Source organism: Clostridioides sp. ES-W-0016-02 (assembly GCF_020641035.1).
Lineage (GTDB): Bacteria > Bacillota > Clostridia > Peptostreptococcales > Peptostreptococcaceae > Clostridioides.
Map to the genome: position 1 here is coordinate 1,535,957 of NZ_CP061361.1, position 14,464 is coordinate 1,550,420.

12 protein-coding genes are annotated in these 14,464 nt (G+C 25.9%); 11 read left to right on the plus strand and 1 reads right to left on the minus strand.

The window, feature by feature from the left end; genetic code table 11:
* Window positions 1-56 precede the first annotated feature (56 nt).
* The 4 genes from IC758_RS07430 to proC all read left to right on the plus strand — a co-directional run bounded on the left by IC758_RS07430 (window position 57) and on the right by proC (window position 6,038).
* Window positions 57-2,795 carry a PAS domain-containing sensor histidine kinase gene (locus IC758_RS07430; RefSeq protein WP_227823726.1) on the plus strand — a complete coding sequence of 913 codons (2,739 nt, stop codon included), beginning with the start codon at window positions 57-59 and terminating at the stop codon, window positions 2,793-2,795.
* Window positions 2,796-2,909: 114 nt separating this feature from the next.
* Window positions 2,910-3,518 (plus strand): DNA-3-methyladenine glycosylase, encoded by a 609-nt coding sequence (locus IC758_RS07435; RefSeq protein ID WP_227860851.1) that lies wholly within the window; start codon window positions 2,910-2,912, stop codon window positions 3,516-3,518.
* A 1,089-nt stretch (window positions 3,519-4,607) separates the two neighbouring features.
* Window positions 4,608-5,198, plus strand: a complete 591-nt coding sequence (locus IC758_RS07440) for a helix-turn-helix domain-containing protein (RefSeq protein WP_413840640.1) — start codon at window positions 4,608-4,610, stop codon at window positions 5,196-5,198.
* Between the two features lie 36 nt (window positions 5,199-5,234).
* Window positions 5,235-6,038 carry a pyrroline-5-carboxylate reductase gene (gene proC, locus IC758_RS07445; protein WP_227432864.1) on the plus strand — a complete coding sequence of 268 codons (804 nt, stop codon included), beginning with the start codon at window positions 5,235-5,237 and terminating at the stop codon, window positions 6,036-6,038.
* A 79-nt stretch (window positions 6,039-6,117) separates the two neighbouring features.
* Here proC and IC758_RS07450 read toward each other — a convergent pair whose 3' ends face one another.
* Window positions 6,118-7,308 (minus strand): DUF1002 domain-containing protein, encoded by a 1,191-nt coding sequence (locus IC758_RS07450; RefSeq protein WP_227432866.1) that lies wholly within the window; start codon window positions 7,306-7,308, stop codon window positions 6,118-6,120.
* A 267-nt stretch (window positions 7,309-7,575) separates the two neighbouring features.
* Here IC758_RS07450 and IC758_RS07455 point away from each other — a divergent pair, with 267 nt between their 5' ends.
* From IC758_RS07455 to IC758_RS07485, 7 genes are all read left to right on the plus strand, one after another.
* Window positions 7,576-8,052, plus strand: a complete 477-nt coding sequence (locus IC758_RS07455; RefSeq protein ID WP_227432867.1) for a type I restriction enzyme HsdR N-terminal domain-containing protein — start codon at window positions 7,576-7,578, stop codon at window positions 8,050-8,052.
* A 290-nt stretch (window positions 8,053-8,342) separates the two neighbouring features.
* Window positions 8,343-9,227, plus strand: a complete 885-nt coding sequence (locus tag IC758_RS07460; protein ID WP_227432868.1) for an RNA polymerase sigma factor RpoD/SigA — start codon at window positions 8,343-8,345, stop codon at window positions 9,225-9,227.
* Window positions 9,228-9,923: 696 nt separating this feature from the next.
* Window positions 9,924-11,468, plus strand: a complete 1,545-nt coding sequence (gene murJ / locus IC758_RS07465) for a murein biosynthesis integral membrane protein MurJ (RefSeq protein ID WP_227482327.1) — start codon at window positions 9,924-9,926, stop codon at window positions 11,466-11,468.
* A 35-nt stretch (window positions 11,469-11,503) separates the two neighbouring features.
* On the plus strand, window positions 11,504-12,163 hold the full coding sequence (deoC, locus tag IC758_RS07470; protein WP_227860852.1) for a deoxyribose-phosphate aldolase: 660 nt from the start codon (window positions 11,504-11,506) through the stop codon (window positions 12,161-12,163).
* Window positions 12,164-12,350: 187 nt separating this feature from the next.
* Window positions 12,351-12,719 (plus strand): GntR family transcriptional regulator, encoded by a 369-nt coding sequence (locus IC758_RS07475; RefSeq protein ID WP_227432872.1) that lies wholly within the window; start codon window positions 12,351-12,353, stop codon window positions 12,717-12,719.
* Window positions 12,720-12,722: 3 nt separating this feature from the next.
* On the plus strand, window positions 12,723-13,598 hold the full coding sequence (locus tag IC758_RS07480) for an ABC transporter ATP-binding protein (RefSeq protein WP_227482329.1): 876 nt from the start codon (window positions 12,723-12,725) through the stop codon (window positions 13,596-13,598).
* Window positions 13,599-14,390 carry an ABC transporter permease gene (locus tag IC758_RS07485; protein ID WP_227432874.1) on the plus strand — a complete coding sequence of 264 codons (792 nt, stop codon included), beginning with the start codon at window positions 13,599-13,601 and terminating at the stop codon, window positions 14,388-14,390.
* The last annotated feature ends 74 nt before the right edge of the window (window positions 14,391-14,464 follow it).

Here is a 14,464-nt window from a genome sequence, read left to right on the forward strand (position 1 = left end):
TTGTGGTAACATATTTATAGATAAAACTATATAAAAATGAAGAAGTGGTGGAGAATATGGAATCTAAAGGAACTTTAAGGAAGAATAAGGGCTATATATTGGCTAATGGGTTATTTTTAATTATTGCACTTTTGAATATAAATTTGTATACAGTTTCCATAAATATGTATAGAATAATTTTACTTTGGATATTTGGATATTCTATAGTTTATATAACTAGTTTTGAAAAAGATGAATTTATAAACATACTAAAATTAGGATGCCTTGTATTAGTTTTTGTGGGGATTTTAGGCATAGCAGAATTAGAGATTCAAAAATTCCAAGTTATGATACTCAATTTAAGTATAATTAATATATCTACATTTATATACTTAACAATTTCTAAAATAAAAAAACTGAGAATAAGTCACCTGTTGATTTTCAACAGTACTTTTGTAATAGTAGATTATCTTCTAAGAAGTATTTTTAATAACTTTTATTTGAATATGATTATTATGGCAATTAATGTTGTCATGTCCTTGTTCAATTTATTGTTTGTATTAAACAAAACTAATAGTGAAACTGAACATTATAGCTTAATAAAAAATTTATCATACTTTGCTTTATTTGCAACTATTATAGGTTTTATAACAACTTGTCAAATTAGTATAGTAGATACAGATAGATTAATAGGAGTAGTGTATTTATTGTTATGTAATTATACTTACTATGTGTATGTATACAGTCTAATTAATAGAGTGGTATATCCATATTATGAATTAAATTCAATAAATAAGAAATTAAGTAAAAAGTCAGAACAATTAAGTAAGATAAATCTAGCAATAGAAAAGGACATGACTATACAGAAAACATTAAAAAATTACATAGATGAAAGAAAAGAGTTATTAAGACAAGCACTTGATACTATACCAAATGTATGGATAATAACAGATTATGATTTTAATATAAGTTATACAAATAATGCATTTAAAGATGAATTTTCAAAGGACATGAAAAACTTTTATCACATATTAAATTTTATAAAGGAAGATGAGCATGTAGCTGAAAAGCTAAAGAAATTTGATACGGATATAAGTATAATTGATAAACAAGTAGAGTTGAATAATAAAATATATTTGTTAAGTTTAAGTAATAATGAAGAAGAAAGTAATTATTTAATAAGCTTAAATAATATTACAAATGAAATAAAAATGGATAAAGAGATAAGGGCTATAAATAAAGATTATGAAAATATAATATTAAATATACCATCTCCTATACTTGTAAGAAGTGCAGAAGGTGGTATAAAGAAGAATAAAGTAATAAGCATAAATAAAAAATATGAAAAGAGTTTTAAATGTACACCAAAAGAGCTAGTTAATATGACATTAGAAAAATATTTTGAAACCTTTAACATAGATTTTTTTGATAATAGAGAGTTTAAAAGATTAAATCTAACAAAAGAAAAGAAAGCTGAAATAGTAAGTTATAATGATACGGCAAATTGTATAATTAATTTTGTAATGTCTGATTCAGAGGGCGAAGAACATGTTGAAGAAGTGAGAGTTGGAGATTATTGGTCAAATAATAAATTATTTAAGTTACTTACATTTAGAGATATAACTAAAGAAATAAATATACTTAGAACAGTAAATGAACAAAAAATAATATATGAAAAATTATTAGATGCTATACCAGAGGCTATTTTTCTTGAAGATTTAAGTACATCAAGAGTACTCTATACGAATAGAGCTTTTAGAGAATTATTTGGAATATCAAGTGATGTACTAGGCGTAACAACACAAAAATATAGAAATATCTTAGTAAAAAAATACATAAACAATTTAAATATAGGTGAAAGAGAAAAAAGTATTCATATAGTAAATGAAAACAATCATATTAAAGAAGTAAAGATGATATCAAGAACCTTATACTTTGGGCAGAAGAGAAGTAGAGTGAGAATAATTAAAGATTTAAGTGTACAAAGAGAGTCTGAGAGACTTAAAAAAGCATTAATAAAACAAAGACAGTATGACCAGATGAAGATGGAGTTCTATGCTAATATATCTCATGAACTTAAGACCCCTTTAAATAATATCTATAGTTCAGTTCAGCTTATCGAGAATCTTTATAAAAAAGGAAAGATAATTGACTGTCAAGATATATTAAGAGAACACATAAAAATAACTAAACAAAACATGTTTAGATTATTAAGATTAATAGATAATATAATAAATATTTCTCAAGTTAAATCAGAAATATATAAGATTAAAGCGGTTAACTTTGATATTATCGATATAACAGAAAGAATAGTTACATCCATTAGCAGTTATGCAAAATCTAAGGGAATAGACTTAGTTTTTGATACAAATGAAGAAACCATGAGAGTAGGACTTGACCCAGAATCTATAGAGAGGATAATATTGAATATATTATCAAATGCTATAAAGTTTACTTTAGAAGGTGGAGAAATACTTGTAGGAATATATAAAGAGGGTGAAAATGTAGAAATACTTATAAAAGATACTGGAATAGGTATAGAAAAGGAGAAATTAAACGACATATTTAATAGATTTAAACAAATTGAAAATAGTGGTATATCAAACGAATTCGGCAGTGGAATAGGATTGTGTCTTGCAAAATCGTTAATTGAAATTCAAAATGGAGAAATTTATATAGATAGTAAATTAGGAGAAGGAACAAAGGTAAAAATAATATTCCCAATTAAAGAAGTAGTTGAAGAAGTCTATGATAAATCAAATTACAACGATAATATTGAAAAATTCGAGATAGAATTTTTTGATATATATAAGTAGTAAATATTGAAATCCATTATTTTATATATTAATATACAATTAAAAGCAGACTAATTTTACTTATGATTTTAGCTGTATTTAACTGACTATAAATAAACTTTATGAGGTGAAATTTTGGAAAAGGATTTTTTTAGGAAAAATGGAATTGATTTAGCTAAATCTATATTAGGTAAATATTTAATAAGAAAATATGAAAATAAAACAATTGTTACCAAGATAGTAGAGACAGAGGCATACATGGGTATAAATGACAAAGGCGCACATGTATATGGTGATAAAAGAACTGAGAGAACTAAGCCTCTCTATTTAGATGGTGGACATATATATGTTTATTTAATTTATGGTATGTACAATTGTCTAAATCTATCAGCAAATACAGAAAATGTACCAGAGTGTGTGTTAATAAGAGGTGTCGAACCAATAACTTCTTTAAATGAGATATCTGTAAATAGATATAATAAACTGTATGATAATTTGAGTAAGTATCAAATAAAAAATATTACTAATGGACCAGGAAAACTTTGTAAGGCTTTAAAAATAGATAGAAGCTTAAATAGTAAGAGTATAATGGGCGAAGAATTGTATATAAGTGACTTTTATTATGATAATGAAGGAAAAAAAGTATTTAGTGAAGATAAATTGGATATAAAAACTAGTAAACGTATAAATATAGACTATGCAGAAGAAGCAAAAGACTTTTTATGGCGTTTTTATATAGAATAGGTACTGATATCAATAAGATATATATTTATAAAAATTATTTTTTATAAATATATATCTTATTTTTTATAGAATTTTTATTTTAGTATAAATAAATTTATAAAGCAGGAGATGTATTTTCAGTAGATTTTTATAATTATTTTCAATTGTTTTGTTTATACAAACAAAGATATATTTCAACAAAATAAGTATGATAATATTATACTATAAAATAAATGAATATTAACTTTTGGACGCATTTTATTAAGAATAGTCGTGTTTATATATAAAGTTAGTTTATTTTATATTAAACAGATTATTTATTACAACAAATAATTATTTATAAAAAATAGAAAAATTTTGACAAAAAAAGAAAGTATCTTTAGAATAGAGATATATTTAAAATCGTATGATTGAGGTTATAAGGTGATTTCATATGGTTTATTATGAAAATTATTGTTAGACAGAAAATTTAAAAATGGAATTTAAAAAGATGATAAATATTTTGATAACGATTGTTAAATTAGGAAATAACAAGTCTGTATCTGTATAAATATTAGAAAAATATGTATAGTTTTAGACTGTAAAATATAAGATATTGTAGAAATAAAAAAAGGCATTGAATAGATACTATTAAATTGTAAAATTATGTTATAATTATTGTAAAGGATGTAAAAATCTGTAGAAATAGCAATGTAATAAGCTTGATTTTTAATAGTTAAATTCAAATAAACTATATAATGCAATATACATAAATTAAAGATAGTAATCTGATAAAAATTATACTAATAGGATTTATATATTATGAACTATATAAATAATAAAGTAAATTATAGGAATAACTTAAGTTTTATAATATAGTTTTATAATATAAAAAAAGTCATTATAATCAGATATATTAAAAAATAGAAAAATGATTAATAAATTTTATTAAATTAGGTAGAGAGATATATATAATAAATTATAAATAATGATAAATGTGTAGACAAAAGAAAGTGAATAAATTATATTTATACTAATAAAGTTTTTTTGAGGTGAAATATTATAGATATAATAGCCTATATTTATATTCTTATATTTATATTATGAAAAAATTAAAATTATTTAGGGGTGATGGTTTTGAATAAGGACATAGGAGCAAAAATAAAGCAACTTAGAACTCAAAAACAAATGACACTGAAAGATATGAGTGAGAAAACAAACTTATCAATTGGATTTTTGTCACAGCTTGAAAGAGGATTAACAAGTGTGGCAACAGATTCATTAGGTAAAATAGCAAATGTATTGGATGTAGATTTAACTTACTTTTTTATGAAACCAAAGGAGCATAAGAGACCTGTATTAAGAAGTTATGAAAAAGAAGTTTTTGATGTAGAAAATTCAACATTTATACATTATCATTTATCATCTAATTTAAAAGAAAAAACTATGTTACCAAGATTAATTGAAATTCTTCCAAGTAAAAGTAGTGAAGAAATTTGTTGCTATGTACATAGTGGTGAAGAATTTGTATATGTTTTAGAGGGCACTCTTACAGTGTTTTTGGGTGACGAGCAAATTGAAATGTATCCAGGTGATACAATACACTACAATAGTGAAAAGAACAATCACAATTGGGTTAACTATACTAATAAGATGGTAAGAATTTTAGTGGTAAGTATACCAAATCCATTTGAAAATTCTGATACAGTTAAAGAAGCTTAAAGTTTAGTTATTACTTATTTAAGGAGGAGTATTACAGTGAAAAGAATTGGATTTATAGGTGCAGGGAATATGGCCAGTGCTATGATAGGTGGTATAGTAAATTCAAAATTAGTTGAACCTAATATGGTAACAGCATCAGCATATACTCAAGGAACTCTTGATAGAATACATGCAAATTTTGGTATAAATACTACAAAAGATTCAAAAGAGGTTACTAGAAATTCTGATATAGTAATTGTAGCTGTTAAGCCAGACATATATGATGATATTTTAGAAGAGATAAAAGATTTTGTAGATGATAGTAAGATTATAGTTACAATAGCAGCAGGAAAATCTATAAAAGATATAGAGGCAATTATAGGTGAAAATAAAAAAATAGTTAGAACTATGCCTAATACTCCTGCACTTGTAAATGAGGCTATGTCTTCAATATCTATAAATAAAAATATAAAAGATGAAGATTTAGAAGCAGTGGTAGAAGTATTTAGTTCTTTTGGAAACACTGAAGTCGTACCAGAATATCTTATAGAAGCAGTGATTGGAGCGAGTGGTTCTGCACCAGCCTATGTGTTTTTGTTTATAGAAGCTATTGCAGATGCAGCAGTAATTGCAGGAATGCCAAGACAACAAGCATATAAATTTGCAGCACAAGCAGTTATGGGTTCTGCAAAAATGGTACTTGAAACAGGAAAACATCCTGGTGAACTAAAAGATATGGTATGCTCACCTGGAGGGACTACTATAGAAGCAGTTAAAGTCCTTGAAGAGGAAGGTTTTAGAGCCTCTGTTATAAAAGCTATATGTGCATGTATAGAAAAATCTCAAAAAATGAGCAAGTAATAAGAATTTATTTGAGATAAAAAGAATTGCCTTTTATAGAAAATTTCTATATTAGGCAATTCTTTTATTTACTTAATTTTTAAAATAAACCTGAAAGCCAATTCTTTATTTTTTCAAAGAAACCAACTGAGTCATTAGTATTGGATTGATTTTCAGAATTATTAGTTGTGTTATTTTCACTTGATTGAGTGTTATCATTATTCTCGCTATTATTTTCTGAGTTATCCGTATTATTAGAGTTAGTACTATCTTCTGAGTTATCTGTATTATTAGAGTTAGTATTATCTTGTGGATTTATTTGAACACCTTCTGTAGAGTTTATCACAGCATTTGAGCCAAGAGACTCATCATTAGTGTTATTTAAGATTCCCAAATCTTTTTTATCTCCTCCTGAGAATAAACCAGAGAACCAATCTCCTATTCCACTAAACCATCCACCTATAGTATCTAGTATTCCAGAACCTTTAACACTATCACCTAATTTTTTTAGTTGTTCATTTACATTGTCTGATACATTATCCAATGTATTTTTCATACTATTGTAATCATAATCTTGGTCAGCTATTTTTTTCATTACACCTTGAATTTGTTCTTTTTGTTCTGGTGTAATAGTAATATTGTAATTGTTTACAACATTATTTATCGTATTAGCTATTTGATTAGTATCCTTTGTACCATTTTTTACAATTTCTGTTTTGATATCATTCATCACACCAGTTGCTTTTTCTTGACCTATATCATCTCCTAAATCACCTGTAACCACTAACTCTTCAGAAGCAATTTCCTTTTTTGTTTCGTCAAGTTTTTTTCCTGATGCATCTTCAAATGCTTTCATAATTCCTGTCAATGCACCAGTACCACTTACAGGATATGGAGCAGCAGCAATAACATTTGCATTTTCAAGACCAGCTGTTGTAAGTGTTGAAGCAATCATTGAGCTAGTTACCCAAGTTAAATTTGCTGTTTTAACATTAATTCCATTGCCATTTGTTGTAGGCTCAACATAAGAGCAAGAAATAGTAACTTTACCAAGTTGGCTCTCTGTTGCAACACCTTGTAAATATTGTCTTTCTTCTGCATTTGTTACATCTAAAACTAAGACTTGGTCTTTTTTAACTCCAAAATAATTAAGCATTTGTTGTTTTTGAGATTCTGATAAGTTAGCTCCAAGTGTAACAACATTTGTTCCATCTGCATAAGCAAGATTTAAACTTCCAAACACAAGCATAGTAGATATAATAATAGAGCTAATTTGTTTTTTAAACTTCATAATAATCCTCCTAGATTTAACATACATTACATTTTCAATATACATTTTTATCAATATACTGAATAAAAATATGTGCTACATTTCTATTATACTAAATATAAACTATTTTTTAAATCAATGCGATTACAAGTTTGTAATAAAAAAGGTAATATAAGGTAAATAATAAAAAAATAATTTTTATAAGAGATTGAAAAAACAATTAATGTAGTATACTATAATATAGAAATGATTATGATAATGTTATAGAATCGGAAGGAGAAAAAATAAATGTCAAAAGAATTAGTAAAAGACAGAGTAATAAAATATTTAATAGAAGATTTATTGGTACCTCAGGACATGATTGATACAAATGTTGAATTAGCAGAATTTGAAGAAGGTGCAGAGGGAACTTTAGATATTATTGTAAATGTTAAAGATGATGAGGATTATTACGCTCCAGTAATGATAGTGCAGTGTTTAGATGAAGATGTAGAATTAGAAGGGGAAGTTTTACAAAAACAAATAGAATTTTTAGAAGAAGTAGATAACATAACTATGTCAGGTAGATTGGTTTTAACTAATGGTGATGCTATGATGTATGCTGATTGGAGAGGCGAAGAATATGATACTGAGGCAGCACTTCCAACTTATGATATAATGGTAAAAGAGTTTAATGAGATGGAACAACAAGTTAAAGATTCAGAAGAAGAACATCATCATCACGATGAAAATTGTGGATGTGGATGCAATCATCATGAAAAGTAAATAACAAGCATATATATTAAAAAAGACTGTTTAATCAACAGTCTTTTTTTAGACATATATCAATCTAAAAACTTAGGATATAACAATATATAATAAAATAAATTATATATATAAGGAGGATATTAGGGTTAGAGGTAGAATAATATTATAGGTATAGTTTTTATAACTTTGTATACATAATATACAAAACAACTTATTTGAAGAAGGGGATATTATGTAGTTGTAGATTATGTAGTTTTAAATTATTTATTTTTGTTTTAGCAAATTCTATGAATAGAAGGGGTTTGATTATGGATACTAAAAAAGAAAATAATTATGAAAATTATATTTGTGTGGGTTCATCAAATGTATCAAATGCGATGAAAATGTATTTAAAGGAAATTGAGGAATACAAAATGTTGTCAGCAGGAGAAGAGGTAGAGCTGGCAAAGGAAATAATCAACTCATCTTCAGTAGCAAAGGAAAAGTTTATAAATTCAAATTATAGGTTGGTAGTGAGCATAGCAAAAAGATATAAAAGAGATAGTATTGATATGCTAGACTTAATTCAAGCGGGAAATATAGGACTCATAAAAGCAGTAGAGAAGTACGATTATAAAAAAGGATACAAATTTAGCACTTATGCTACATGGTGGATAAAACAAAGCATAACAAGATATATTGATGATTGCGAAAATACTATTAGAATACCTATACATCTTCACCAAAGAATAAATTTTGTAAAGAAAAAGAAACAAGAACTTTTAAATGTATTATTAAGAGAACCAACTGTAGATGAGATTGCAGATGCTTGTGGTCTTGAGGTTGAGAAAGTATTGGAATTATTAAAACGAGATAAAAATGTTGTATCTTTGGATACACCATTAAAAGAAGATGAAGATAGTAGTTTAGTTGAATTTATACCATCAGATGCTGATTTTAAAGATGTTGTAATGCATGAAGTGGAACAACATAATTTAAAAGAAAAAATAGAAGAATTGCTTACAGGTCTTGGAGAACAAGAACAGCAGGTTTTGAGAATGAGATTTGGCATTGATGATGATGACCCTAAGACATTAGAGCAAATTGGAAAGGTGTTTGGAGTTACTAGAGAAAGAATAAGACAAATAGAAGCTAAAGCAATAAGAAAATTAAGACATCCAAGTAAATTAAAACAATTAAAGCATTTTTATTAATATTTATAAAGCGAATATAAAAGAAAGTAGGAGAAAGATTCTCCTACTTTTGTTTTTTCTTTTGTCATACTTACACATAATCAATAATGGTTTTTCAATAGGAAAATATGAGATTAATAAAATAAAAATTACCTTTACATTACTTTAACTTGCAGAAAAGTTGAGTTTTTATTAGCTTATTGACGACTATTAATAATCATATTGATGTACTTTATTTAAAATGCACTTATATATCTCTGTTAAGTATTCTTCATTGAGGAGAATACTTTTTTGGATTTTCTTTAAATAAATAGTTATTTAGTAAAAGTGATTAAAATTTTTCAAAATAGATAAAATATGTTAAAATATAACTTAAAAATGATTATATATTTTCCTTATGTTGAGATTATTAAGTTATAAGAAATGAATAAAATGAAATTTAAAGATATTGCTAATATAAGTGTTTTGTTTTACCTAGATTAGAAAATAATAACTCCATTTCTGTGAATTCAATTAAATTTATTCTATTAGATTTAAATTGCGATTATAGAAAATGTTGTATAAATAAAAAACATAAAAAATAATGTTATTTATGATATATTAAAGAATAAACAACTACTATTATCTTCAGAAAATGTAGGAATAATAGATTAAATTATATATAAGAGGCTAGCTTTTACTGAACTAAAAGAAGTGTGTTAGAAGTGGAGTGATGAAATGAGCAAAGTGGCTAAAGCAACTTTTTATTTGATGATAGTTACTGTAATATCTAAGATTCTTGGCATGGGTAGAGAATTAGTTTTATCATCAATTTATGGAACAGGTTTGTATACAGAAAGTTATTTGACAGCTATGAATATACCAAATATTATATTTGCAGCAATAGGAACTGCTATAGTTACTACTTTTATACCAATGTATCAAGACATAAGTAGTAAACAAGGTGAAAAACAAGCAGTAAAATTTTTAAACAATGTCTTAAATATAATAGTTGGTATATGCATAATTGTAGCTATACTGGGTGTGATTTTTTCAAAACAACTTGTGAGTATATTTGCTATAGGATTTGAAGGCGAAAGATTTGAGCTTACTGTAAAATTTACTAAAGTACTTATAACGGGAATAATATTTATAGGTATTACTAGTGTTATGTCAGCATTTTTACAAATAAAAGAAAATTTTATCATAGTTGGATTTGGTAGTATCCCCTATAATATAGTAATAATTATTTCAATAATGATAAGTACCGTGTTTGGACCATATGTACTTCCAGTTGGTGCTGTAGTTGCTATGATAGTTCAGCTACTTTTTTACATGTTTTTTGTTAAAAAAACAGATTACAAATATTCATTTTACTTAGATTTTAAAGATGATAGTCTTATAAAATTGCTGGCATTACTTTCACCAGTGTTTATAGGTGTTGCTGTTAATCAAGTAAACTCATTAGTTGATACAACTTTAGCATCTACATTAGTTAAAGGTAGTATACCAGCACTTACTTATGCAGATAGGTTAAATGGTTTTGTTACAGGGACATTTACAGCCTCAATAGTGTCTGTTATGTACCCAATGCTGTCAAAATTAAGTGCAGAGAATAATCAAAAAAAATTTACTAGTTCAGTTAAATCTAGTGTCAATATGATAATAATTTCTATGATTCCTATTTCAGTTGGGTCTATTGTTTTTGCAAATCCAGTTGTTAGAATTATATTTGAAAGAGGAGCTTTTGATGCTAGAGCAACTCAAATGACAGCAACTGCTTTAGTTTTCTATGCAGTTGGAATGACTGCATTTGGACTTAGAGATATATTAGGTAAAGTTTTTTATTCATTACAAGATACAAAAACACCTATGGTAAATGGTATTATATCTGTTTGTGTAAATATAGTGCTAGATTTAATTTTAATAAAACCTATGGCTCATGGTGGTCTTGCTCTTGCAACTAGTTCATCATCAATTGCATGTATATTGTTACTTTTCATAAATTTAAGAAGGAAAGTAGGTTATTTTGGACAAGATAAGATAATAAAAGCAACCTTAAAATCATTAGTAGCATCAGTTATTATGGGAATTTTATCATATTTTACGTATAAATTTATATTTGGACTTTTAGGCGTAGGTACACTTAACGAGTTAGTATCATTAACCATTTCAGTAATAGTTGGAGGTGGAATTTATACATTACTAATGACCATTTTTAAAGTTGAAGAAGTTGATATGATATTAAATATTGCAAAAAGAAAGTTACACTTAAAAAACTAGTTTAACTATATTAATTATATATTTAGGAGGATTTTATGAAACACATATTAAAAACAGTAGACCATACTATTTTAAAGGCTACAACGACATGGGAAGATATTAGGATTTTATGTGATGAGGCTATAAACATGAATGTAGCATCAGTTTGTATACCACCATCATATGTAAAAAGAGCAGTAGAATATTTAAATAGTAAAATAAAGGTATGCACAGTAATAGGATTTCCCCTAGGATATCAAACTACTGCAACAAAGGTATTTGAAGCTGAAGATGCAATTAAAAATGGAGCAGATGAAGTTGATATGGTTGTAAATATTTCAGATATTAAAAATGGGGACTATGAGAAGATAGAAAATGAGATAAAAGAAATAAAAGCAATTATTGGAGATAAAATATTAAAAGTTATTATAGAAACATGTTATTTAGAGGAATATGAAAAAGTAAAGATGTGTGAGATAGTAACAGTGTCTGGTGCAGACTTTATAAAGACATCTACTGGAATGGGAACAGGTGGAGCTACTTTAGAAGATATAAAGCTTATGAAAGAGCATGTTGGAGAAAATGTTAAGATAAAGGCTGCTGGAGGTGTTAAATCGATTTCTGATGCAGAAAAATTTATAGAGGCAGGTGCTGAAAGATTAGGTACTAGTTCAATATGTAAAATATTAAAAAATGAAGACATAACAGGTTATTAAAACTATTAATTAATGGATAAAACAATGACAACTAGATATTAGTTTAATTATAAATTTATAGAACAAAAGGCAGAGGGAAATTTCCCTCTGTTTTTTTTATTTAATCTTGACAGAGAAAACTTTATAATATATTATAGTCTTATGGTTAGTTACTTAAGTAATTAACTAACTTGGGAAGGAGGAACCTATGAAATTAATATTAAATAATGAAGAACCCATATTTATTCAGATAGCACGAGCAATTGAAGATGAAATACTATCAGATGGAATAAAAGAAGAAGAGCAGGTTCCATCAACAACTGAACTTTCAAAGCTTTATAAAATTAATCCTGCTACAGTCTTGAAAGGAATAAATACATTAGTTGATAAGAATATTTTATACAAGAAGAGAGGGATAGGAATGTTTGTATCAGAGGGGGCAAGAAGTATAATAAAAGAAGTTAGGAAAGAAAACTTTAAAAATAATTTTATAAAAAATCTACTTCAAGAAGCAGATAAATTAGAAATAAACAGAGAAGAATTAGTTGATATTATAATAAATTTTAAGGGGGAGTAATGTATGAGTAACTCTATCAGGATAAAAAATTTGTCTCATAGCTTCAAAAAACAAAAGATTTTTGATAATGTATCTCTGAATTTTGAAGAAAATAAAATATATGGTTTATTAGGAAAAAATGGTGCTGGGAAAACTACATTATTGAATATAATAGTAAATCAATTAATTCAAAGTGAAGGAGATATAGAAATTTCAGGAAAAAATATAAAAGAAGATTTAAAAGTATTGGAAGATATTTGTATTGTAAGAGAAAAAGAATTTTATAATTCAGACTTTAAGGTAGGTCAGATATTTGAGTTTTCTTCTAGCTTCTATAAAAATTATGATAAGGCATTAGAAGAAAAACTATGTAAATATTTTGATTTAAATATAAAGAAAAAGTATAGACAATTGTCTAGGGGAATGAAGACTATACTTTCAAATATAATAGGAATTTGTTCCAATTCAGCTATTACTATATTTGATGAACCAACAATTGGTCTAGATGCAGTAAACAGGCAAGAATTTTATAATGTAATCTTAGATAATTATATAAAAAATCCAAGAACGATAATAATATCAACTCATTTGATTGATGAAATAGATGATTTATTAGAGCATGTAATAATATTAAATGAAGGTAAGATTATTATAGATGAAGATATTGATACTATAAAACAAAAAGCTCATTATATTACTGGAAGCAGAGAAGAAGTAGAAAAATTAGAAGCAATAAGAAATGTAAAGCCTAAAAAATCATTTGGAAATACAGTTGCCTATTTTTACTATGGTGACTTTAATAAAAACGATGAAAATATACTTAAAAATTCAAATATAGATGTAGGATATATAGGATTACAAGATATGTTTGTAAGTATGACTAAAAAGGAGGTTTTGTAATTGAATGAATTAAGACCATATATGAAATTTTTTAATAAAAATACAAAAACGTATATAATTTTATTTTTGGTAATAGGTGTTTTTTTAAATGTTTTACCACTTATTATTGTAAATTTTGCTAATTTACCTAAAGAAGACTTATCTTCATTTACAACTCCACTTTTAAACTATATAAGTATACTAATATTTGTATATGGAATATCTATAGTAAATAAAGATTTTTCAGGTGCTTTAAGTATAAGGGCAGATAGAAAGAATTGTATAAAAGCTATTATACTAACTTTAATTATTTTAGCCTTTGTTCTTTCTATTGTAAGTATAGTTTTGATATTTTTATCAAAGTTATCTATTGAGCTTATAACTGGTTATAAGGTAGATATGTTAGCTTTACTGAAACAAGATTTAATTTGGACCTCTATACCCATGATAATAAAATCATCAACAACAAATATGCCACTAGCTTATTTAAATTATTTTATAAATTTATGTATTAGTGAAATATGTATAGGTTTGATAGGCGCTTTATTGGGTGCTTTTACGTATAGGGTTAGAAAAGCTACAAGCTTTACCATATTAATAGGACTACCAATATTGATATTAATTTATGTAGTTAATTTTGCAATTAAACATATGCAAAAAATGATTACATATTTAGATAAAATTATTATTTTATTTGAAAATCCTTCTATTTTATTAGGGTTAAAAGTAGGAACTATATTTGTTTGTATAGCCTTAATAATATTACTACTTAGAAGAGCTCCAATTAAGGATTATGCAAATGATTTATTATAATTAAAATAGAAATTACCTTAAAAGTAGATTTAAATATTACTAGTAAAAAGCCCTTAAAAACCATTTGTTTTGGA

What these genes read in the sequence shown, in the direction of transcription:
- IC758_RS07430 (WP_227823726.1), top strand. Translation starts at nt 57, where the DNA reads ATGGAATCTAAAGGAACTTTAAGGAAGAATAAGGGCTATATATTGGCT.
- IC758_RS07440 (WP_413840640.1), top strand. Translation starts at nt 4,608, where the DNA reads ATGGTTTTGAATAAGGACATAGGAGCAAAAATAAAGCAACTTAGAACT.
- IC758_RS07450 (WP_227432866.1), bottom strand. Translation starts at nt 7,308, where the DNA reads ATGAAGTTTAAAAAACAAATTAGCTCTATTATTATATCTACTATGCTT.
- IC758_RS07455 (WP_227432867.1), top strand. Translation starts at nt 7,576, where the DNA reads ATGTCAAAAGAATTAGTAAAAGACAGAGTAATAAAATATTTAATAGAA.
- IC758_RS07460 (WP_227432868.1), top strand. Translation starts at nt 8,343, where the DNA reads ATGGATACTAAAAAAGAAAATAATTATGAAAATTATATTTGTGTGGGT.
- murJ (WP_227482327.1), top strand. Translation starts at nt 9,924, where the DNA reads ATGAGCAAAGTGGCTAAAGCAACTTTTTATTTGATGATAGTTACTGTA.
- deoC (WP_227860852.1), top strand. Translation starts at nt 11,504, where the DNA reads ATGAAACACATATTAAAAACAGTAGACCATACTATTTTAAAGGCTACA.
- IC758_RS07475 (WP_227432872.1), top strand. Translation starts at nt 12,351, where the DNA reads ATGAAATTAATATTAAATAATGAAGAACCCATATTTATTCAGATAGCA.
- IC758_RS07480 (WP_227482329.1), top strand. Translation starts at nt 12,723, where the DNA reads ATGAGTAACTCTATCAGGATAAAAAATTTGTCTCATAGCTTCAAAAAA.